This window comes from Albidovulum sediminis (genome assembly GCF_025380365.1).
GTDB lineage: Bacteria > Pseudomonadota > Alphaproteobacteria > Rhodobacterales > Rhodobacteraceae > Albidovulum > Albidovulum sediminis.
In genome coordinates this window covers 494,413-513,118 of the sequence record NZ_JAOCQF010000001.1, presented here as the reverse complement: position 1 = coordinate 513,118, position 18,706 = coordinate 494,413, and the positions used below count along the sequence as shown (strand labels likewise).

Here is an 18,706-nt window from a genome sequence, read left to right as displayed (position 1 = left end):
AGGTCCGGCACACGGGAAGGGAAACCTCATGCCGCGATCCTAGCGGTTCCACATGTCGGGCGCACCCCACCCGAACCAGCCGCCGCCGTCATGCATGTGGCCGCCGTATCCCATGCCGCCGTCATGCATGCCGTGGCCGTGCCCGCCGCCGTGGCCGTAGCCGTGCCCCTGGCGGTCGCCGCGGCCGCGGCCCTCGCGCATCGACTGCATGCGCGCCTTTGCCGCCTCGAACTCGTCCGCGCTCACCGCGCCGTCACCATCGGCATCGGCGCGGTCGAACATGCGCGCGGGCATCGGCGGAGCCATCAGCTCCTCAAGGCCGAGCGCGCCGTCGCCGTCAAGGTCCTGCGCGGCGATCCGCGCTTCGGCCATGGCCTTCACGCGCTCGGCCATGCGGGCGGTCATGTGCGCCTCAAGCTCTGCGGCGGAAATCTTTCCGTCCTTGTCGGCGTCGATCCCCGACACCATGGCCAGCCGGTACGCCGCGAACTCCTCGGCGCTGACCTTGCCGTCGCCGTCGGCGTCAAGGGTCGCGAAATCCGGCATCATCGCGCCCATCATGCCCCCCATCATCTCGTCATCGGGGCCAAAGCCCATGCCCATGCCCATGCCCATGCCCTGGCCCAGTCCCTGACCCATGCCCATTCCCTGGCCCATGCCCTGGCCTTGGCCCATCCCCTGGCCCATGCCCTGCGCACCGGCAATCCCCGCACCGATCATTGCGCCACCCAAGGTCAGCGCCACGAGAATCGTTCTGGTCTTCATCGTCATCTCCTGCTTGCAATCGCCGGACGTCCTGTGCGCCCTCAGCAAGTCAAACGCACCGGCGCCCGGTTTCCGTCGCCAAGGCCCGCGACATTCCGGCGCAAGGCGGTCGCGCTTCCCAAAACGGGCGGCGGGTGCTACATGCGCCGCACAGGGATACGCGAGATCATGACCGACACCGACGAAACCGAACGGCCGATCAAGCCGGCCATGCTGCGCGGCTGGCGCCGCCGTTGCCCGAACTGCGGATCGGGCCCGCTGCTCACCGGCTATCTGAAGGTGCGCGAAAGCTGCGCCGTCTGCGGCGAGGAACTGCACCATCACCGCGCCGACGATGGCCCGGCCTATGTCACCATCATCATCGTCGGCCACCTGATGGCGCCGCTCCTGCTCTGGGTTTTCACCAAGTACCAGCCCGACCCCTGGATTCTCTCGACCAGTTTCGCGATCGGCTGCGTCGCGCTGTCGCTTTACCTCCTGCCGCGGCTCAAGGGCGTCTTCGTCGCGATCCAGTGGGCCAAGCGCATGCACGGCTTCGGCCTGCCAGAGCATGTCTGAGGCGTCGACCGCGCCCGACAAGACCGCCATCCGCAACGCGGCCACGGTGATCCTGTGGCGCGACGCGGGGGCCGGTCCCTCGGTCCTGATGGGCCAGCGCGGCGCCGGTGCGGCCTTCATGCCCTCGAAATATGTCTTTCCGGGCGGCGCGCTCGACCCGACCGATGCCGCCGTGCCGCTGGCGCGGCCGCTGCCGGAAACCTGCCAGCGCCGCCTTGGCGAGGTCGCGGAACCCGGCCTTGGCGCGGCGCTCGCGGCCTGCGCCGTGCGCGAGCTGTGGGAGGAGACCGGCCTGATCCTCGGCGCGCGCGGGGACTGGCCCGGCGCGGTTCCCGACGACTGGCGGGGCTTTGCCGCAAGCGGCCACCGCCCCGATGCCGGGCCCTTCGCCTTCGTCTTCCGCGCGATCACCCCGCCGGGCCGCACCCGCCGCTTCGACGCGCGCTTCTTCCTGGCCTCCGCCGACGATATCGTGGGCGATCCCGACAACTTTTCCCGCGCCTCGGACGAGTTGTCGCACCTGCACTGGGTGCCAATCACCGAGGCGCGGCGGCTGAACCTGCCCTTCATCACCGAGGTGGTTCTGGCCGAGGTCGGCGCGCTTCTGGCGCGCGGCGGGCGGCCCGACAGCGTGCCCTTCTTCGACAATTCGACCGACCGGCCGACGTTCCGCCGCCTCGCCTGAGCCTAGCCGAGCGCGAGCACGATCAGGAGGAGCGAGCCGACGACAAGCGCGATGCCCGCGCCTTCGCGCAGCCTGAGCCGTTCGCGGAAGAACAACGACGAGGCGATGAGGGTAAAGACAATCTCCACCTGCCCCACCGCGCGGACATAGGCGGCATTCTGGAGCGAGAAGGCCGCGAACCACCCCATTGAGCCGAAAACGCCGGTCAGCCCGACCGGCACGGTGCGCCGCCAGCGCGCCAGCACGCGCGACAACTCCCCAGGCTCGCGCCAGATCAGCCAGAGGCCCATGGCCAGGCTTTGCAGCACCGTCGCCGCCGCCAGCGCCACGACCGCGCGGGTCAGGAACGGCAGCGGCAGAAGGTCGAGCGTGGCGCCGCGGTAGCCGACGGCGGAGATGCCGAAGAGGCCGCCCGCCAGCACCCCGTAGACGACGGGGCGGCCGATGATCCGCGCCCCCGCACCCGGCCCGCGCGACAGCATCAGCACGCCCAGAAGGCCGATGCCGATCGCCACCCAGCCGAAGGCGCTGACCGGCTCGCCCAGCACCAGCGCGGAGAAAAGCGCGACCTGCACCGTCTCGGTCTTGGTAAACGCAACGCCGACGGCGAAGTTCCGCAGCGCGAACAGCGCCACGGTCAGGAAGGTCGCGACGATCTGCGCGAGGCCACCCACCACGACAAAGCCCCAGAACCGCGCCGAGGGCGCCGGAAGCCCCTCCCCGCCGAGCCAGAGCGCGCCCCCTGCACAGGCGCAGGCGACCGGCGCGGCGAAAAGGAACCGCGCGAAGGTGGCCCCCCCGGTCGACAGGCCCGCGCCCTGCAGCACCTTCTGCAGCATGAAGCGCAGCGTCTGCATCGCCGCCGCGGCCAGTGTGAAGACGATCCAGAGTTCCATGGCCCCTCCCGCCCGACGCTTGTCGCACGCGGCGGCGCGGGGGGAAAGGTCACTTCCGCCGCATCAGCGGATGCGGCACGGGGTCCTTCGCCTTCAGCAGGTGGCGGCGGAAGATCTCTCCGTACGAGGCGTAGAAATATCCGTCGTTGCGCTGCAGGAACGCCGCGCGGTTCTCCGCGTAAAGTCGTGGCAAGCGGTACCAGGCGACGCCGGGCTTGGTGTGGTGGACGATGTGGAGGTTGTTGTTGAGGAAGAGGAACGGCAGGATGCCCCCCTTTTCCACGATCACCGTGCGACCGCGCGCCAGTTCGTGCGCGCGATGTTCCAGGTAGGTGCGGATCTTCAGGATCGACATGCCCGCGTAGGTCGCCAGAAGGTAGGCCCCCCAGGGAAAGCCGGTGGCGCCGATCCAGAGCGCGACCAGCACCAGCCCCGCGCCATGCAGCGCCCAGTCGCGCGCGATGGCCCGCGCGGCCACGCGGTCGCCCGAACGCAGGGTGCGCAGGTCGCCGGCGATGAAGGACACCACCCCGATCCCCGGCCCGACCAGCATCCGCCCGGCCAGCGTATTGTTGAACCGCAGGAGCCTTTGGCGCCAGCGCGGCAGCCGATCCCACACCGCGGGGTCGAGGAAGTTCGACTCCGGGTCGTCATAGGGATCGGTCAGCCGTTCGTCGCGGTGATGCGCGAGGTGCGTATCGCGGAAACGCCCGTAGGGATAGGCGAGCCCCACCGGCAGGAAGACCAGCGCCTCGTTCAGCCAGCGGATGCGGAACGGGTGGCCGTGCAGAACCTCGTGCTGAAGCGAGGAATGAAGGACGATCGCCAGCACCAGGACGGCCAGCGCGAGCGGCAACCAGATATCTGCCAGCACCGTCGTCGCAAGCACCCAGCCCAGGTGCACCGCCACCAGCAGAAGAAACGTCGGCCACTCGACCCCGCCCTGGCGCTCAGACATGGCGTCGCCCTCCGGCCGCGCCGAGGCGCCCCCAGGACACTCGCGCCCAGCAGCGTTCGTAAAGGACATAGGCGGCGAACCCCAGGGCGGTGTTCGCAACCGCAAGCGCCCCGCCCAGCGCGGCCGACCCCGTCATCAAAAGCCCGACCAGCGACATCGACACCAGCCCCAGCAGGTTCCACAAGATCGCCTTCAGAATCGTGCGCCCGCGCGTGTCCATGTTGCCCCTCTGCCGTTTTTTCCGTGTTAGGACGGCGGGCGAAGATTTCGTATCCGGAATATGATTAACAATTCTCATCATCCGTGATTAAAATCATCACATGCTGAAAAAGACAGACAAACGAGATCGCGCCGCGCTGTTCCGCGAACGGCTCTCTCAGGCCATGGCCGACAAGGCCGAGACGCAAAGCGGCCTGGCCCGCAAGGTGGGGGTGGACCGGTCCACGATCTCTCAGCTTCTGGCGGGCGGCACGGCGCGGCTTCCGAACGCGCAGGTGGTGGCCGAATGCGCGGCGGCGCTGGCCGTCTCGGCCGACTGGCTGCTGGGCCTGACCGAACGGCCCGAACCGCTGGCGAACCTGCTGGCGACCTCGCTCACCCTGACCGAGGCGCCGCGCGCGCTCATCGACGAGACGATTTTCGGCTGGCACCAGGAGGCGGCCGGCTACAAGGTGCGCCATGTGCCCGCGACCCTGCCCGACATGCTCAAGACCCGAGAGATGCTGCGCTGGGAGTACGAGCCGCAACTGGGCCGCAGCGCCGATCAGGCCATAGGGGCGAGCGAGGACCGGCTGGAGTGGATGCGCTCGGCGCGCTCGGATTACGAGATTGCCATGCCGCTCCACGAACTGCGCGCCTTCGCCCGGGCCGAGGGCTATTATGCCGGCCTGCCCGCCCCGGTCCGGGCGGCGCAACTGGACCGGCTGGCCCAGATCAGCGACCAGCTTTATCCGCGCCTGAGGCTTTACGTCTTCGACGCGCGGCGGGTGTTCTCGGCGCCCGTCACCGTCTTCGGCCCGCTCTTGGCGGTGATCTACCTCGGCCGCCACTATGTCGCCTTTCGCGACAGCCAGCGGGTCGGCGCGATCACCCAGCACTTCGACTGGCTGGTGCGCGAGGCCGAAGTCGGCGCGCGGGATTTCCCCGCGCTCCTCAAGACCTTGCAGGACGAGGTCAGGGCGTCGCCGCGACCAGCCGGGCCAGATCGTAGCCGTTGAAGTCCAGCACGTCGCGCGCCGCCTGCATCAGGTCGCCGCGTGGCACCGGTTCGCGCGTCAGCACGCGCCCGAAGCTTCCGTCCGGGGTTCCCACGACCGCAACCCGGTTGTCGGCATCGGCCCAGAGGATCCACAGCGACTCTGCCCCCAGCGCGCCGCGGCGGGTGAACCGCCCCGGACCGGAGGGCATCGCCACCGTGTCGAGCGCGACCCTGCGGCCGTCGCGGCAGGCGCTGCCCGTCACCGCAAGCGATCCGTCGCCCCTTGGCACCCAGCGTTCGGAGACCGGCCCGCAGCCGACATCGCCCGCGAAGGCCGCCGCCAGATGCCACTCGCCCGCCATCCGCGCCGGGTCGAAGAGTGCGAGCGACGTCAGCGGCACGCCGGGGTCGCGCAGAGGCGCCACCGGGCCAACGCTGCACCCCGCCAGCAGTGCCAGAACCACGGCCAACCTCAGCCCCTTGCGCATCGCCCCGCCCCCTTGCCTGTTTGTCGCAGTCTCCGCACGCGCGGGCGAAAAGCGCAAGGGCGGATGCCATCCGGGCTTGCGTGCACCTGCCTTTGCGCAATACGAAATCGCTTGATGAAACCCGCAACCATCTTCGCCGCCGATCACGCCCCCCTCAACGTCGGCCTCCTGGTGATGGAGGAGACGAACGCGCTTGCCCTCGCCTCGGTGGTTGACCCGATGCGCGTGGCCAACCGTCGCGCCGGGCGCAGCCACTACCTCTGGCGCTACTACTCGGTCGCGGGCGGCCCGGTCCGCCTGACCGCCGGGATCGAGGTGCCGACCGAACCGCTAGGCGAGCGCATCGACTGCGACCTGCTGGTGCTGGTGGCGAGCTTCCGGCTGGCCGAACAGGCCACGCCGGCGCTGCTGGCGCGTCTCCGCCGTCTGGCACCGCGCCTGCGCGCCATGGCGGCGGTCGACGGCGCGGCCTGGTTTCTCGCCCGCGCGGGCCTTCTCGACGGCGTCCGCGCCACCGTCCACTGGGAGGATCTGGAAGCCTTCGCCGCCGCCTTCCCGGCCATCGACGTGCGCCGCGACCGCTACGTCGTCTCCGGCGACCGCATCACCACCGGGGGCGCCGCGCCGAGCCTTGAGCTGATGCTCGACCTGATCCGCGCGCGGCAGGGGGCGGAACTGGCGCTGAGCGTCGCGGGCACGCTTCTTTACGAACCCGTCCACGCCGCCGCGGCGCCGCAGCGCACGATGTCGGCCGCCCGCATCGCCCGCGCCGACCCCGCGCTCGGCCGCGCCGTGGCGATGATGGAGGCCGCGGTCGAAGACCCCCTGCCGGTGGCCGAGATCGCGCGCCGGATCGGCCTGTCGCCGCGCCGGCTGGAGATGCTGTTCCGCGCCCGCCTCGGAACCTCGCCTGGGCGCTTCTTCCTTGACCTCCGGCTCGAGGAGGCGCGGCGGATGGTGACCGACAGCCGCCTGCCGCTGCAGGAGATCGCCCTGCGTACCGGGTTTTCGGGCCAGGCCGCCTTTGCCCGCGCCTTCCGCGCCCGTTTCGGCGGTACCGCCAGCGCGCTCCGGGCCGGGCCGCCTCAGTAAGGCAGGGGATGGGCCCGGTGGGCGCCCGCGATCGCCGCCAGCACCTCGGCCGGCAACGCCAGGTCCGCAGCACCCAGCGCCACGTCAAGCTGCGCCAGCGTCGTCGCGCCGATGATCGGCAAGGCCGGGAAGGGCCGCGTCAGCGTCCAGGCGATGGCCATCTGCGCCGGGTCGAGCCCTGCGTCCCGCGCGATACCCAGGTAGGCGTCGACGGCCCCCCAGACGCGCGGCGTGATCCGCCCGCTCAGATCGGGGTTCAGCGACCGGCGCGACAGCGGCGGCGTCACGTCGCCCGCATACTTGCCCGTCAAAAGTCCGGTGGCGAGCGGCGAGAAGGCCATGAGCGTCACCGCCTCGTTGTGGCCAAGCTCGGCCAGGTCGGTGTCGTAAAGCCGGCAGAGCAGCGAATATTCGTTCTGCAGCGATACGGGACGCGGCCCAAGCCCCTGATCGGCCAGCCGCAGCCACTGCGCCATGCCCCAGGCGGTCTCGTTCGAGAGGCCCCAGTGGGCGATCTTGCCCTCGCGCACCAGGGCCGCGATCGTCTCCAGACACTCCGCCATGTTCGCCAGCGTCGCCGCGCGGTCCTGGCTTGAGGGGTCATAGGCCCAGTGCTTGCGGAAGAAGTAGCTGCCCCGGTTCGGCCAGTGAAACTGGTAGAGGTCGACATGGTCGGTCCTGAGCCGGCGGAGCGACCCTTCGAGCGCCTTTCGGATCGTCGGGCCATCGATGATCTCGCCCGGATCGCGTGCAAGCCCCCCCTCGCCCGCGATCTTGGTGGCGATGACCCAGTCGTCGCGCCGCCCGCCCTTCGCGATCCAGTTGCCGATGATCGCTTCCGTCCGTCCCACCGTCTCGCGCCGGACCGGGTTGACCGGATACATCTCGGCGGTGTCCATGAAGGTCACCCCGCGCTCGCCCGCCCGGTCGATCTGGGCATGCGCCTCGGCCTCGGGCGTCTGGTTGCCCCAGGTCATCGTTCCCAAGCAGAGGGCCGACACCTCCGGCCCACCCGCCCCCAGTCTTGTCGTTCGCATGTGTCCCCCGGTTCGGCTGTGTCCGCGCGACCTTGGCCCGCCCCCTCAGCGGGGTCAAGCCGGGGGCAAAGCCTCAGCCCTCGTCGCGCCAGCGGTTCACGATCGGATAGCGCCGGTCGAGCCAGAACGCCTTGCGCGTGATCCTCGCCCCCGGCGCGGCCTGGAAGCGCTTGTGCTCGCTGATGTAGACGAGGTGTTCGACCTTCTTCACCGTGGCGCGGTCGAAGCCCTCGGCGACGATCTCGGCCACCGCCATGTCGCCCTCGATCAGCCGTTCTAGGATGGCGTCCAGCACCGGATAGGGCGGCAGCGAATCCTCGTCCTTCTGGTTCGCGCGCAGTTCGGCCGAGGGCGCCTTGTCGATCACGCGCCCGGGGATGACCGCGCCCGCCGGCCCCTTCATCCAGGGGCGGTGGTTGGCGTTGCGCCAGCGGCAGGTCTCGAACACCCGCATCTTGTAAAGGTCCTTGATCGGGTTGTAGCCGCCCGCCATGTCGCCGTAGATCGTGGCATAGCCCACCGCCACCTCGGACTTGTTGCCGGTGGTCAGCAGCATCTCGCCGAACTTGTTCGAGATCGCCATCAGCAAAAGGCCGCGCAGGCGCGACTGCACGTTTTCCTCGGCCACGCCGAAGGGCGTGCCCTCGAAGAGCGGCCCCAGCGCCTCGGTCACCGCCGCGCGGGGCCCGGAAATCGGCACGGTGTCAAGCCGGCAGCCCAGCGCGGCTGCGACAGCGGCGGCATCCTCGAGCGAATCGGCGGAGGTGAATTCCGAGGGCAGCATGACGCAGCGGACGTTCCCGGGGCCGAGCGCGTCGGCGGCGATGGTGGCGACAAGGGCGCTGTCGATCCCGCCCGACAGGCCAAGCAGCACCTTCCCGAAGCCGCTTTTCGCCATGTAGTCCGACAGCGACAGGACCATCGCGCGATAGTCCTGTTCCCACTCGCCGGGGTGGACCGCACGCGCGCCCGTCTCGGCCCGCCAGCCGTCGGCATGGCGGGTGAAATCGACATGCGCGATCGTCTCTTCCCAGACCGGCAGCTGGGCGGCCAGCGCGCCGCCGGGGTTGATCACGAAGGACCCGCCGTCGAACAGCTGGTCGTCCTGGCCGCCGACGAAATTCAGGTAGACCATCGGCAGGCCGGTCTCGACCACGCGGGCCACCATCAGGTTCACCCGCCGGTCGAACTTGCCGCGGTAATAGGGCGAGCCGTTGGGGACCAGAAGGATCTCGGCCCCCGTCTCCGCCAGCGTCTCGCAGACGTCGGGAAACCACGCGTCCTCGCAGATCGGCGTGCCGATGCGGAGCGGGCCGATCCGGTAGGGGCCGGAGACCGGGCCCGATTCGAACAGCCGCTTTTCGTCGAAGACGCTGTAGTTCGGCAGGTGGTGCTTGAGGATGCGGGCCGCGACGCGCCCGCCTTCGCACACGTACCAGGCGTTGAAAAGCCGTCCCTCGTCGTCCAGCCAGGGCCCGCCGATGCCCAGTGCCGGCCCATCGGCGCAATCGCGCGCAAGCTCCTCGACCGCGCGCATGGCGTGGCGGGTGAAGGCGTTCTTCTTCACCAGGTCCTGGGTCTGGTAGCCGGTGACGAACATCTCGGGCAGCGCGACCATGGCCGCACCCGCGGCCTTGCCGGCCTCCCAGGCGGCGCGAGCTTTCGCGGCATTGGCCGCGATCGCGCCCACCGTCGGGTTGAGCTGCGCGAGCGTCAGGCGGAACGTGTCGGACATGCGGCACCCCATGCGTTTGCCCCCTCTTAGCAGACTGGCGCGCCAGCGGAAGCGGCAAGGCGGCCACCCGGCGCGGGACCGGGGCACGAGGCGCGGGGTGCTTGCCTCTGCCTCTACCCTTCAATAGGCTTCCGGCAAGACGCTTCGCCGGGGATGGTTCCGGCGGAGCAATCGGGTATTGCGGGGGCAGTCATGGTGACGAAGGGTATTGCGGCTTGTGGTCTGGCGCTGGCGCTTGCCTGCGCCTGGGGCCCGGCTGCGGCGCAGGATGTGGTGTCCAAGCAGTACGAGGACGGCGGCATCTACGAAGGCACCTTCAAGGACGGCAAGCAGCACGGACGCGGCACCTACCGGCTGCCCAACGGCTACGAATACTCCGGCGACTGGGTCGAGGGCGAGATCCTCGGCCAGGGCATCGCGCGCTATCCGAACGGCTCGGTCTACGAGGGCGCCTTCGTCAAGGGCAAGCCGCAGGGCAAGGGCAAGATCACCTTCGCCGACGGCGGCACCTATGAGGGCGACTGGGTCGCAGGCGAGATCGAGGGCGAGGGCGTGGCCCGCTATGCCAATGGCGTCACCTACACCGGCGGCTTCGTCAAGGCGCTGCACCACGGCAAGGGCCGGATGGAAAGCCCCGGCGGCTATGTCTACGAAGGCGACTGGGTGATGGGGGTGAAGGAAGGCAAGGGCCGCATCACCTACCCCGACGGCGCCGTCTACGAGGGCGACATGCTGCGCGGCCAGCGCGCCGGACAGGGCAAGCTGACGACCGCGGACGGGCTGATCTACGAAGGCGCCTGGAAGGAAGGCCAGATCAACGGCCTCGGCAAGCTGACCCAGCCCAACGGCGACGTCTACGAGGGGCTTCTGGCCGATGGCAAGCGCCACGGCACCGGCAAGGTCACCTATGCCAACGGCGATGTCTACGAAGGCGGCTTCGCGAACGACGCGCGCCAGGGCAAGGGCACCTTCCGCGGCCACGACGGCTATGTCTACGACGGCGACTGGGCGGGCGGGCGGATCGAGGGCCAGGGCAAGGCGACCTACCCGGACGGCTCGGTCTACGAGGGCCAGTTCAAGGCCGACAAGGCCGACGGCAAGGGCAATATCACCTACGCCGACGGCGCCACCTATGAGGGCGACTGGAAGGCCGGCGTGATCGAGGGACAGGGCAAGGCGGTCTATGCCAACGGCCTTGTCTACGAAGGCGGGTTCAAGGACGGCAAGAACCACGGCAAGGGCAAGATGACCTACCCCGACGGCTATTCCTATGACGGCGACTGGAAGGACGGCGCGCGCGAGGGTCAGGGGATCGCGGTCTATGCCGACGGCACCGTCTATACCGGCGGTTTCGTGGCGGGCAAGCGGGAGGGCGAGGGCGACATCGTGATGACCGACGGCTTCCGCTATTCCGGCCAGTGGAAGGCGGGCGAGATCGACGGCAAGGGCGTGGCCACCTATCCCAACGGCGACGTCTACGAAGGCACCTTCAGGAACGGCCGCCGCCAGGGCCAGGGCACGCTGCGCTACGCCACCGGCGAGGTGGCGACCGGCACCTGGGACGGGGATGCGCTGACCGCGCCCGACGCGGCCCCGGCCGCAACCCCCGAGGGAACGGCGCCCGAGGGAACTGCACCCGCCGCACCCGCCGCGCCGGCCGAAGGCACCGGCAACTGAAGGCGCGCGCGGGGCCGACAGGCCCGGCGCCCGACGGTGTCATTTTTCGCTTTTCCTTTCCTTCGCGGCACGTATAGTCGCGCCCATGACACGGATCCGGCATATCCTTCTGCCTTCGCGCGCCCTCGGCGCGGGCTGCCGCCGTGGCCTTCTCCTCCTTAGCTGCCTCTGAGCGTGCCCTCCGGCGCGACCGCTCAGAGGTGACCAGCGCCAAGCCAACGCTAGGGACACAGACGGAAGACAAGCCATGACCAACGACACCAGAACCGCCGACGCGAAGTCCCGACAGGACCGCGTCCTGATCTTCGACACCACGCTGAGGGACGGCGAACAGTCGCCCGGCGCGACCATGACGCATGCCGAAAAGCTCGAGATCGCCGAGATGCTCGACGAGATGGGCGTCGACATCATCGAGGCGGGCTTTCCCATCGCCTCGGAGGGCGACTTCGAGGCGGTCAGCGCGATCGCCCGGCAATCCCGCAACGCGGTGATCTGCGGCCTCGCACGCGCGAACTACAAGGACATCGACCGCTGCTGGGAAGCGGTGCGCCACGCCAAGCGTCCGCGCATCCACACCTTCATCGGCACCTCGCCGCTGCACCGCGCGATTCCCAATCTGGACATGGACCAGATGGCAGAGCGCATCCACGAGACGGTCAGCCACGCGCGCAACCTCTGCGACAATGTGCAGTGGTCGCCGATGGACGCCACGCGGACCGAACACGACTACCTCTGCCGGGTGGTGGAGATCGCGATCAGGGCGGGCGCCACCACGATCAACATCCCCGACACCGTGGGCTACACCGCGCCCAGGGAATCGGCCGACCTGATCCGCATGCTGCTGGACCGCGTGCCGGGGGCCGACACGATCACCTTCGCCACCCATTGCCACAACGACCTCGGCATGGCGACAGCGAACGCGCTGGCCGCGGTCGAGGCGGGCGCGCGCCAGATCGAGTGCACGATCAACGGCCTGGGCGAACGCGCCGGCAACACCGCGCTCGAAGAGGTGGTGATGGCGCTGAAGGTGCGCAACGACATCATGCCCTACCGCACCGGCATCGACACCACGAAGATCATGAACATCTCGCGCCGGGTCGCCGCGGTGTCGGGCTTCCCGGTGCAGTTCAACAAGGCCATCGTCGGCAAGAACGCCTTCGCCCACGAAAGCGGCATCCACCAGGACGGGATGCTGAAGAACGCCCAGACCTTCGAGATCATGCGCCCCGAGGATATCGGGCTGTCGGCCTCGAACCTCGTCATGGGCAAGCATTCGGGCCGCGCGGCGCTGCGCGACAAGCTGCGGCAACTGGGCTACGAGCTGGCCGACAACCAGCTCAACGATGTCTTCGTGCGCTTCAAGGCGCTCGCCGACCGCAAGAAGGAGGTCTACGACGACGACCTGGTCGCGCTGATGACCGACACCGCCTCGGAAGCGGCGGGCGACCACCTGCAGGTGAAGTTCCTGCGCGTGATCTGCGGGACCGAGGCGCCGCAGTCCGCCGACCTGATCCTGACCGTGGACGGGGTCGATCACCAGGTGACGGCGCAGGGCGACGGGCCGGTGGACGCGACCTTCAACGCGGTCAAGAAGCTGTTCCCGCATACCGCGCGGCTGGCGCTCTACCAGGTCCACGCGGTGACCGAAGGAACCGACGCGCAGGCCACCGTTTCCGTGCGTCTGGAGGAGGGCGGCAAGATCGTCACCGGCCAGTCGTCGGACACCGACACCGTCGTTGCCTCGGCCAAGGCCTATGTCAATGCGCTGAACAACCTTGTCGTGCGGCGGGCCAAGACCAAGCCCGCGGAGGACGTCAAGTCGGCTTCGTGAAAGTTTCCGGGGGTGGTGTTGAACCCCTGCCCCCGGAAATGTTCGAAAAGTGAAATCCGGCGGTTTCCTGCCAGACCCAACAGCGGTGCCCCCTTCCGCTTTCCTCCGCCAGCGCCTATAAGAAACGCCAACGAATTAAGGCCCGCGCGCGCGCCGAGTCGCGGGCCTTTGCGGTTTGGGGATAGCGAACATGTTTGGAATGGGTCTGTTTTCGTCGGACATGGCGATCGACCTCGGGACGGCGAACACGCTCGTCTACGTGAAGGGCAAGGGGATCATCCTGAACGAACCTTCGGTCGTGGCCTACCACGTCAAGGACGGCAAGAAGCAGGTGCTGGCCGTGGGCGAGGATGCCAAGCTGATGCTTGGCCGCACCCCCGGCTCGATTCAGGCGATCCGGCCGATGCGCGAGGGCGTGATCGCCGACTTCGACGTGGCCGAGGAGATGATCAAGCACTTCATCCGCAAGGTCCACAAACGCACCACCTTCTCCAAGCCGAAGATCATCGTCTGCGTCCCCCACGGCGCCACCCCGGTCGAGAAGCGCGCGATCCGGCAGTCGGTCCTTTCCGCCGGCGCGCGCCGCGCGGGCCTGATCGCGGAACCGATCGCCGCGGCCATCGGCGCGGGCATGCCGATCACCGACCCGACCGGCTCGATGGTGGTCGACATCGGTGGCGGCACCACCGAGGTCGCGGTGCTGAGCCTTGGCGACATCGTCTATGCGCGCTCGGTCCGCGTCGGCGGCGACCGCATGGACGAGGCCATCATCTCCTACCTGCGGCGCCAGCAGAACCTTCTGGTCGGCGAAAGCACGGCCGAACGCATCAAGACCTCGATCGGCACCGCGCGGATGCCCGACGACGGGCGCGGCGCCTCGATCCAGATCCGCGGCCGCGACCTCCTGAACGGGGTGCCGAAGGAGATCGAGATCAACCAGGCGCAGGTCGCCGAGGCGCTGGCCGAACCCGTTCAGCAGATCTGCGAGGCGGTGATGATCGCGCTTGAGGCGACGCCCCCCGACCTTGCCGCCGACATCGTCGACCGCGGTGTCATGCTGACCGGCGGCGGCGCGCTTCTGGGCGAGCTTGACCTGGCGCTGCGCGAACAGACCGGCCTGCCCATCTCGATCGCCGACCAGTCGCTGAACTGCGTGGCGCTTGGCACCGGCAAGGCGCTTGAATACGAAAAGCAGCTGCGCCACGTCATCGACTACGACAGCTGAGGCGCCTGCCCGGCGCCCCCGGAAAAAGGCCGCGCATGGCACGCCAACGCGAGAGCGCCGACTACAAGGGACCGGTCCGCCGCGTGCTGATCGCGCTTCTCCTGCTTGTGCTGGCGGGCATCTTCCTGGTCTGGCGTATCGACAGCCCGCGGGTCGAACGCTTCCGCGCCGCGCTCATCGACCGGGTGGTGCCCGGCTTCGACTGGGCGATGGTGCCCGTCACAAGGCTGGCGGCGATGGTCGAGGGCTTCCAGTCCTACGCCAGCCTTTACGAACAGAACCAGGAACTCCGGCGTGAGTTGCAGCAGATGAAGGCGTGGAAAGAGGCGGCGGTCCAGCTGGAACAGCAGAACGCCAAGCTTCTGGCGCAGAACCAGGTCCGCCTCGACCCGAAGCTGACGACGGTGTCGGGCGTGGTGCTGGCCGATGCGGGGTCGCCCTTCCGCCAGTCGGTGCTTCTGAACGTGGGCGCGCGCGACGGCATCGTCGACGGCTGGGCGACGATGGACGGGCTGGGCGTCGTCGGGCGCATTTCCGGCGTCGGGCAGACAACGTCCCGCGTGATCCTTCTGACCGACGCCTCAAGCCGGATCCCGGTGACGATCCAGCCCTCGGGCCAGAAGGCGATGCTGGTGGGCGACAACAGCCCGACGCCGCTGATCGACTTTCTCGAAAGCCCGGACGAGGTGCGCCCCGGCGACCGGGTGGTGTCCTCGGGCGATGGCGGTGTCTTTCCCTCGGGACTTCTGGTGGGCGAGGTGGCGCAGGGCACCGATCTGAGGCTGAGGGTGCGGCTTGCCGCAGACTACCAGCGGCTCGAGTTCCTGCGCGTGCTGCGCAGCCACCCGGCGGAGCAGATCACCGAGCCGGGCGTGCTGATCCCGCCACCCCTGCCGCCCCTTCTGATGCAGGAGCCCGAGGCCCCCGCGGTCGAGGTGCCGGCCGATGGTTGATCCGCTGCTCGCCCGCCGGCTTGGCTACCGTGTCATCTACGCGCTTCTCTGCGCGGGCTTCCTGTTCCTGCGGCTTCTGCCGCTGTCGACCCTTCCGGTCAGCGTGCCGGGGCCGGACTTCGTGCTCCTGCTCACCCTCCTCTGGGTGATCCGGCGGCCGGACCACGTGCCCGCGCCCCTGATTGCCGCGGTGATCCTGGTCGAGGACATCCTGACGATGCGCCCGCCCGGGCTTTGGGCGGCGCTCGTGCTCGTGGTGACGGAATTCCTGCGCTCGCACCGGATCGGCCTGCGCGAGGTGAACTTCCTGCTCGAATGGCTGATTGCATCTCTGGCCATGTTTGCCATCATGCTGGTCAACCGCGCCCTGCTTGCGCTCTTCGTCGTACCGCAGGCGGGGTTCGGGATATCGCTGCTTCAGCTGATCGTGTCGATGGCCGCCTATCCCTTCCTTGCCTTCGCCCTTCAGGCGCTGCTTGGCCTGCGCCGCGCCGCACCCGGCGAGGTCGACGCGATGGGGCAGCGGCTATGAGGCGCTCCCCCAAGGACAGTCTGGAAAGCGCGCGCAAGATCAGCCGGCGGGCGCTCGTGATCGGCGGGGTCCAGGCCGCGACGGTGGCGACGCTTGCGCTCCGGATGCGCTTCATGCAGGTCGAACAGGCGGACCAGTTCCGCCTTCTGGCCGAGGAAAACTCGATCAAGATCAGGCTTCTGCCACCGGCGCGCGGCCTGATCCTCGACCGCAACGGCGGGGTTCTGGCCGGCAACGGCCAGAACTACCGCGTCGTCATCACGCGCGAGGATGCGGGCGAGGTCGAGGAGGTTCTGCGCCGCCTTGCCCGGCTGATCCCGATGACCGAGGACGACATCGCCCGCACCCTCAAGGAGGTGATGCGCCGCAGCCCGACGCTGCCCATCACCGTCGCCGACCAGCTTCGGTGGGAAGACTTCTCCCGCGTCGCCGTCAACGCCCCGGCCCTTCCCGGCATCACCACCGAGGTGGGCCTGTCGCGCGTCTATCCGCAGGCGGGCGATTTCGCCCATGTGCTGGGCTACGTCGGCCCGGTCAGCGACTACGACCTGTCGAAGATCGAGAATCCCGACCCGCTCCTGCAGATCCCGAAGTTCCAGATCGGCAAGGTCGGCGTCGAGGGCAAGCTCGAGATCGACCTGCGCGGCAAGGCCGGCACCCGTCGGATCGAGGTGACCTCGACCGGGCGGGTGATGCGCGAGCTTGACCGCAAGGAGGGCATCCCCGGCACCACGCTGCAACTGACGCTCGACCGCTACCTGCAGAACTACGCGCAGGCGCGGCTGGGCAACGAAAGCGCGGCCGCCGTCGTGATGGACGTGCGCAACGGCGACATTCTGGCCATCGTGTCGTCGCCGACCTTCGATCCCAACCTGTTCGTGCGCGGCATCTCCTCGGCCGACTACAAGTCCCTGACCGAAAACGACCACCGGCCGCTGGCCGACAAGACCGTGCAGGGCGCCTATCCGCCGGGTTCCACCTTCAAGATGGTGACCGCGCTCGCCGCGATGGAGGCCGGCGTGATCGACCCCGGCGAAACCGTCTACTGCCCCGGCTTCACCGAACTTGGCAACCGCCGCTTCCACTGCTGGAAACGCGGCGGCCACGGGCGTGTGGGCCTGTCGCAAAGCCTGGAGCAGTCCTGCGACGTCTATTATTACGAGATCGCGCAGCGCGTCGGCATCGACCGCATCGCCGCGATGGCGCGCCGGCTGGGGATCGGGGTGCGCCACGACCTGCCGATGTCGGCGATCACCGAGGGGATCGCCCCCGACCGCGCCTGGAAGCTCGGCAAGTACGGCAAGGACTGGCAGGTGGGCGACACGCTCAATGCCGGGATCGGCCAGGGTTATGTGCTGGCCTCGCCGCTCCAGCTTGCGGTGATGACCGCGCGCCTGGCCTCGGGCACCGATGTCAGCCCGCGCCTGGTGCGGGCCCGCGACGGCGTGCCCGCGCCCGATCCCGCGCCGCGCCCGCTCGACCTGCCCCAGGACGCGCTCCGGGCGGTGCGCAAGGGCATGTTCGACGTCATCAACAACCAGCGCGGCACCGCCTACGGGTCGCGCATCGTCGAGGAGGCGATGCGCATGGCCGGCAAGACCGGGACCAGCCAGGTGCGCAACATCACCAAGGCCGAACGCGACCGCGGCGTGATCTCGAACGACGACCTGCCGTGGAACCGGCGCGACCACGCGCTCTTTGTCTGCTTCGCGCCCTACGACGCCCCGGAAATCGCGGTCTCGGTCGTGGTCGAACATGGCGGCGGCGGGTCGGCGGTGGCCGCCCCGGTCGCGCGCGACATCCTGCTGCAGGCGCTTTACAAGGACCTGCCCCCGCTCAGCGCCTATCCCGCCAGCCAGCGCGACCGGATCGAGGCGCAGCGCAAGGACATGAACCTGCTGCCGCGCACCGACAGCCAGGGGGCGAAGTCGCGCGCATGAGCTACCTTGAGTACAACGTCAAGACCGTCCCGACCGGCATCCGCAAGGTGCTGCACGTGAACTGGCCGATCGTGGTGCTGCTGACCGCCATCGCCTCGGTCGGGTTCCTGATGCTTTACTCCGTCGCCGGCGGCCGGCTGGAAACCTGGGCCGAACCGCAGATGAAGCGCTTCGCCGCCGGCATGGTGGGCATGTTCGTGGTCGCCTTCGTGCCGATCTGGTTCTGGCGCAACGTCTCGGCACTCGCCTATTTCGTTTCCCTCGTCCTTCTGGTCGCGGTGGAGCTTTTCGGCGCCATCGGCATGGGCGCGCAGCGCTGGATCGAGCTTGGCCCGCTGAGGCTGCAGCCGTCGGAACTGATGAAGATCGGCCTCGTGATGCTGCTCGCGGCCTATTACGACTGGCTGGACGTCAAGAAGGTGTCGCGGCCGCTCTGGGTGGCGATCCCGGTCGCGCTGATCCTGCTGCCCACCTTCCTCGTCCTCAAGCAGCCCGACCTTGGCACCGCCATCCTTCTGGTCGCGGGCGGCGGCATCGTGATGTTCGCGGCCGGCGTCAGCTGGTGGTATTTCGGCACCGTCATCGCGCTGGTCGTCGCGCTGGTCTTCGCGGTCTTCGAGAGCCGCGGGACCGAGTGGCAACTGATCAAGGACTATCAGTTCAAGCGGATCGACACCTTCCTCGACCCCGGCAGCGACCCGCTGAATGCGGGCTACAACATCATGCAGGCGCAGATCGCGCTCGGCTCCGGCGGCTGGGCCGGCAAGGGCTACATGCAGGGCACGCAGTCGCGGCTGAACTTCCTGCCCGAAAAGCACACCGACTTCATCTTCACCACCCTGGCCGAGGAGTTCGGCTTTGTCGGCGCCTTCTCGCTCCTCCTGCTTTACGCGCTGGTCGTCGTCTTCGCGCTGGCCTCGGGGATCGCCAACAAGGACCGCTATGCCTCGCTCCTGACCATCGGCATCGGGTCCACCTTCTTCCTGTTCTTCGCCGTCAACATGTCGATGGTGATGGGGCTGATCCCGGTCGTGGGGGTGCCGCTGCCGCTGGTATCCTACGGCGGGACGGCGATGATGATCCTGCTTCTGGCCTTCGGCCTGATCCAGAGCGCGCACATTCACCGGACAAGGTAA

18 protein-coding genes are annotated in these 18,706 nt (G+C 68.9%); 11 read left to right on the top strand and 7 right to left on the bottom strand.

Annotated features, from left to right (window positions below):
• Positions 1–39 precede the first annotated feature (39 nt).
• A complete protein-coding gene (locus N5I32_RS02505) occupies positions 40–765 on the bottom strand; it encodes an EF-hand domain-containing protein (protein WP_261493810.1) in 726 nt (241 codons plus the stop codon).
• Positions 766–933: 168 nt separating this feature from the next.
• On the opposite strand from N5I32_RS02505, the gene N5I32_RS02500 reads away from it, so the two are divergent.
• Both N5I32_RS02500 and N5I32_RS02495 read left to right on the top strand, forming a co-directional pair.
• The gene (locus tag N5I32_RS02500) at positions 934–1,323 is read left to right on the top strand and encodes a DUF983 domain-containing protein (protein WP_261493809.1); all 390 of its coding nucleotides are present in this window, start codon (positions 934–936) and stop codon (positions 1,321–1,323) included.
• Positions 1,316–2,008: an NUDIX hydrolase gene (locus tag N5I32_RS02495; RefSeq protein WP_261493808.1), complete on the top strand. Its 693-nt coding sequence runs from the start codon at positions 1,316–1,318 to the stop codon at positions 2,006–2,008. Before N5I32_RS02500 ends, N5I32_RS02495 begins: the two co-directional genes overlap by 8 nt.
• Before the next feature lie 2 nt (positions 2,009–2,010).
• Here N5I32_RS02495 and N5I32_RS02490 read toward each other — a convergent pair whose 3' ends face one another.
• The 3 genes from N5I32_RS02490 to N5I32_RS02480 are packed head-to-tail and all read right to left on the bottom strand — an operon-like array spanning position 2,011 to position 4,082.
• Positions 2,011–2,904: a DMT family transporter gene (locus N5I32_RS02490; protein WP_261493807.1), complete on the bottom strand. Its 894-nt coding sequence runs from the start codon at positions 2,902–2,904 to the stop codon at positions 2,011–2,013.
• A gap of 49 nt (positions 2,905–2,953) precedes the next feature.
• A complete protein-coding gene (locus tag N5I32_RS02485; protein ID WP_261493806.1) occupies positions 2,954–3,862 on the bottom strand; it encodes a fatty acid desaturase in 909 nt (302 codons plus the stop codon).
• A complete protein-coding gene (locus N5I32_RS02480) occupies positions 3,855–4,082 on the bottom strand; it encodes a DUF2061 domain-containing protein (protein ID WP_261493805.1) in 228 nt (75 codons plus the stop codon). The genes N5I32_RS02485 and N5I32_RS02480 overlap by 8 nt, the downstream gene beginning before the upstream one ends.
• A gap of 100 nt (positions 4,083–4,182) precedes the next feature.
• Between N5I32_RS02480 and N5I32_RS02475 the strand changes: the two genes are divergently transcribed.
• Positions 4,183–5,079, top strand: a complete 897-nt coding sequence (locus N5I32_RS02475; protein WP_261493804.1) for a helix-turn-helix domain-containing protein — start codon at positions 4,183–4,185, stop codon at positions 5,077–5,079.
• Here N5I32_RS02475 and N5I32_RS02470 read toward each other — a convergent pair.
• The gene (locus tag N5I32_RS02470; RefSeq protein WP_261493803.1) at positions 5,036–5,548 is read right to left on the bottom strand and encodes a lipocalin/fatty acid-binding family protein; all 513 of its coding nucleotides are present in this window, start codon (positions 5,546–5,548) and stop codon (positions 5,036–5,038) included. The two genes, N5I32_RS02475 and N5I32_RS02470, sit on opposite strands and share 44 nt — an antisense overlap.
• Before the next feature lie 114 nt (positions 5,549–5,662).
• Between N5I32_RS02470 and N5I32_RS02465 the strand changes: the two genes are divergently transcribed.
• Positions 5,663–6,640, top strand: coding sequence for a GlxA family transcriptional regulator (locus N5I32_RS02465; protein WP_261493802.1), 978 nt, complete (start codon positions 5,663–5,665; stop codon positions 6,638–6,640).
• Here the strand turns inward: N5I32_RS02465 and N5I32_RS02460 are convergent.
• Entirely contained in the window at positions 6,634–7,677 is a 1,044-nt protein-coding gene (locus N5I32_RS02460; RefSeq protein ID WP_261493801.1) for an aldo/keto reductase, read from the bottom strand. The genes N5I32_RS02465 and N5I32_RS02460 overlap by 7 nt on opposite strands.
• Positions 7,678–7,750: 73 nt before the next feature.
• A complete protein-coding gene (locus N5I32_RS02455; protein WP_261493800.1) occupies positions 7,751–9,412 on the bottom strand; it encodes an NAD+ synthase in 1,662 nt (553 codons plus the stop codon).
• A 192-nt stretch (positions 9,413–9,604) separates the two neighbouring features.
• On the opposite strand from N5I32_RS02455, the gene N5I32_RS02450 reads away from it, so the two are divergent.
• The 7 genes from N5I32_RS02450 to rodA all read left to right on the top strand — a co-directional run bounded on the left by N5I32_RS02450 (position 9,605) and on the right by rodA (position 18,706).
• Complete coding sequence (locus tag N5I32_RS02450; RefSeq protein WP_261493799.1) at positions 9,605–11,089, top strand: MORN repeat-containing protein; 1,485 nt, start codon at positions 9,605–9,607, stop codon at positions 11,087–11,089.
• 247 nt (positions 11,090–11,336) lie between these two features.
• On the top strand, positions 11,337–12,920 hold the full coding sequence (locus N5I32_RS02445) for a 2-isopropylmalate synthase (protein ID WP_261493798.1): 1,584 nt from the start codon (positions 11,337–11,339) through the stop codon (positions 12,918–12,920).
• A 190-nt stretch (positions 12,921–13,110) separates the two neighbouring features.
• On the top strand, positions 13,111–14,145 hold the full coding sequence (locus tag N5I32_RS02440; RefSeq protein WP_261493797.1) for a rod shape-determining protein: 1,035 nt from the start codon (positions 13,111–13,113) through the stop codon (positions 14,143–14,145).
• A gap of 35 nt (positions 14,146–14,180) precedes the next feature.
• A complete protein-coding gene (mreC, locus tag N5I32_RS02435; RefSeq protein ID WP_261493796.1) occupies positions 14,181–15,098 on the top strand; it encodes a rod shape-determining protein MreC in 918 nt (305 codons plus the stop codon).
• Positions 15,091–15,630: a rod shape-determining protein MreD gene (locus tag N5I32_RS02430; protein WP_261493795.1), complete on the top strand. Its 540-nt coding sequence runs from the start codon at positions 15,091–15,093 to the stop codon at positions 15,628–15,630. The genes mreC and N5I32_RS02430 overlap by 8 nt, the downstream gene beginning before the upstream one ends.
• Positions 15,627–17,570, top strand: a complete 1,944-nt coding sequence (gene mrdA, locus N5I32_RS02425) for a penicillin-binding protein 2 (protein ID WP_261493794.1) — start codon at positions 15,627–15,629, stop codon at positions 17,568–17,570. The genes N5I32_RS02430 and mrdA overlap by 4 nt, the downstream gene beginning before the upstream one ends.
• Positions 17,567–18,706, top strand: coding sequence for a rod shape-determining protein RodA (gene rodA / locus N5I32_RS02420; RefSeq protein WP_261493793.1), 1,140 nt, complete (start codon positions 17,567–17,569; stop codon positions 18,704–18,706). The genes mrdA and rodA overlap by 4 nt, the downstream gene beginning before the upstream one ends.

Excerpts from the sequence above, each read along its gene's own strand:
- N5I32_RS02440 (WP_261493797.1), top strand. The coding sequence starts at position 13,111 with ATGTTTGGAATGGGTCTGTTTTCGTCGGACATGGCGATCGACCTCGGG.
- mrdA (WP_261493794.1), top strand. The coding sequence starts at position 15,627 with ATGAGGCGCTCCCCCAAGGACAGTCTGGAAAGCGCGCGCAAGATCAGC.
- N5I32_RS02500 (WP_261493809.1), top strand. The coding sequence starts at position 934 with ATGACCGACACCGACGAAACCGAACGGCCGATCAAGCCGGCCATGCTG.
- N5I32_RS02455 (WP_261493800.1), bottom strand. The coding sequence starts at position 9,412 with ATGTCCGACACGTTCCGCCTGACGCTCGCGCAGCTCAACCCGACGGTG.
- N5I32_RS02470 (WP_261493803.1), bottom strand. The coding sequence starts at position 5,548 with ATGCGCAAGGGGCTGAGGTTGGCCGTGGTTCTGGCACTGCTGGCGGGG.
- N5I32_RS02430 (WP_261493795.1), top strand. The coding sequence starts at position 15,091 with ATGGTTGATCCGCTGCTCGCCCGCCGGCTTGGCTACCGTGTCATCTAC.
- N5I32_RS02445 (WP_261493798.1), top strand. The coding sequence starts at position 11,337 with ATGACCAACGACACCAGAACCGCCGACGCGAAGTCCCGACAGGACCGC.
- N5I32_RS02485 (WP_261493806.1), bottom strand. The coding sequence starts at position 3,862 with ATGTCTGAGCGCCAGGGCGGGGTCGAGTGGCCGACGTTTCTTCTGCTG.
- N5I32_RS02490 (WP_261493807.1), bottom strand. The coding sequence starts at position 2,904 with ATGGAACTCTGGATCGTCTTCACACTGGCCGCGGCGGCGATGCAGACG.
- N5I32_RS02480 (WP_261493805.1), bottom strand. The coding sequence starts at position 4,082 with ATGGACACGCGCGGGCGCACGATTCTGAAGGCGATCTTGTGGAACCTG.
- mreC (WP_261493796.1), top strand. The coding sequence starts at position 14,181 with ATGGCACGCCAACGCGAGAGCGCCGACTACAAGGGACCGGTCCGCCGC.
- N5I32_RS02450 (WP_261493799.1), top strand. The coding sequence starts at position 9,605 with ATGGTGACGAAGGGTATTGCGGCTTGTGGTCTGGCGCTGGCGCTTGCC.
- N5I32_RS02475 (WP_261493804.1), top strand. The coding sequence starts at position 4,183 with ATGCTGAAAAAGACAGACAAACGAGATCGCGCCGCGCTGTTCCGCGAA.
- N5I32_RS02505 (WP_261493810.1), bottom strand. The coding sequence starts at position 765 with ATGAAGACCAGAACGATTCTCGTGGCGCTGACCTTGGGTGGCGCAATG.
- N5I32_RS02465 (WP_261493802.1), top strand. The coding sequence starts at position 5,663 with ATGAAACCCGCAACCATCTTCGCCGCCGATCACGCCCCCCTCAACGTC.
- rodA (WP_261493793.1), top strand. The coding sequence starts at position 17,567 with ATGAGCTACCTTGAGTACAACGTCAAGACCGTCCCGACCGGCATCCGC.
- N5I32_RS02460 (WP_261493801.1), bottom strand. The coding sequence starts at position 7,677 with ATGCGAACGACAAGACTGGGGGCGGGTGGGCCGGAGGTGTCGGCCCTC.
- N5I32_RS02495 (WP_261493808.1), top strand. The coding sequence starts at position 1,316 with ATGTCTGAGGCGTCGACCGCGCCCGACAAGACCGCCATCCGCAACGCG.